This window comes from Streptomyces sp. ATLC9, from assembly GCF_057196705.1.
In genome coordinates this window covers 1-1,345 of the sequence record NZ_JBXUOY010000507.1, presented here as the reverse complement: position 1 = coordinate 1,345, position 1,345 = coordinate 1, and the positions used below count along the sequence as shown (strand labels likewise).

At 80.1% G+C, this 1,345-nt stretch carries 1 protein-coding gene; it reads right to left on the bottom strand.

The features are described 5' to 3' along the window. Nucleotides 1–1,302, bottom strand: a 1,302-nt coding sequence (locus tag AC2CJA_RS26685) for a hypothetical protein (RefSeq protein ID WP_484605214.1), incomplete at its 3' end; no start/stop codon positions are given. Between the last annotated feature and the right edge of the window lie 43 nt (nucleotides 1,303–1,345).

The window sequence follows — 1,345 nt, the reverse complement described above, 5'->3', positions numbered from 1 at the left end:
CCGTACCGCCGGGTTGCGGACGACCGGCCCCAGGCCCGCGGGAAGCCCGCCGGGCAGGGCGAGGGAGGCCAGCAGGCGGCGCGGGAACCAGCGCCGCACGCGCTCCTCGGGGTGGGCGGCCAGGAAGCGTTCGGCCTCGCCGCGCAGTTCCGGATGGACCCGCGGCTGCGCGCAGAACGCCACCGCCCGCACCAGCCGGGCCAGTTCGGCGGGGTCTGCCGGTTCCGTCCCTCCGGGCGCACCGGCCCCGCCCGGCAGCAGTGCGTCCGCGATCACCGCCGCGACCGGCCCGCCCCCCTCGTACGAGCCCGCGCCGGCGGAGGGGACGGCCGTACCGCCGTGGGAGGCGGGCAGGCCGTGGACCGTGCTCGCGGCCAGCAGTGCCCCGAAGGAGCGCCCGGTCACCAGCGCCGGGCGCAGCCGCTCGTACAGCGCCTCCACCGGCTGTGCCCCCTGCGGCTCGTACAGCTCCAGGCCCAGCTCCGCCGCCCGCCGCGCGACGCCCCGCACCCGGTGCGCGGGGGCGGCGGGATGGGGCGTGAGGACCACCGCGCGGTGACCCGCCTCCCGCAGACCGCGCAGCAGCCGCCCGTACGTCCGCTCCTCCTCGCCGGGAGGGAGTGCGCCGGGGGCGTGCGGGTCCTGCCCGAGCAGCACCACCGCGCCCTCGGGCGCCCCCGGGTCGGGCAGCTCACGCGCCGCCCGGGCGGCGACGGCCCGCAGCGCCTCGCCGGGCACCTGACCGGCCTCGACCCCGAACTCCGCCAGCAGCAGCGGACGCAGTCCGGGCGCCAGGCCGGGGTGGAGCAGTCGCCGCACCCGCGTGCCCACCAGCGGGTCCAGCCTGCCGGGGGTGGGCCCGTAGGCGGACAGTCCGGTGGCGTACACCGTCAGGGGCGCGTCGGGGAAGATCCGGGCCAGCGCCCGGCCCGGACCGGTCTCGACGCGCTCCACCACCAGCTCGACCGCCGCGTCGCCCAGGCCCCACAGGGAGCGCAGCTGCCGCTCCCACAGGGGCGCGTCGTCGGGGCGCGGCGTCCAGGCGGCGGGGTGGAGCGGGGTGACGGCGGCGTTCCAGGACAGCACTCGGCCGAAGCGGTCGCGCAGCGGCCGGAAACCGGGCAGGGCGTCCGGGGCGGGGACGGTCTCGGGGACCGGGGCGGTGTTCGCGACCAGCAGCAACCGCTCGCGGGCCGCCCCCAGCAGACCCGCGTCCGCCGCGGCGGCCAGCAGCGCCACGCCGTGCGGGGTGGAGGCCACCAGCAGCCGCACGGGGGGATCGTCGCGGTGGTCCGCGCTCATCGGGCGGCCTCCGCCGGGGACGCGGCCGGGGACACGGCGGGGC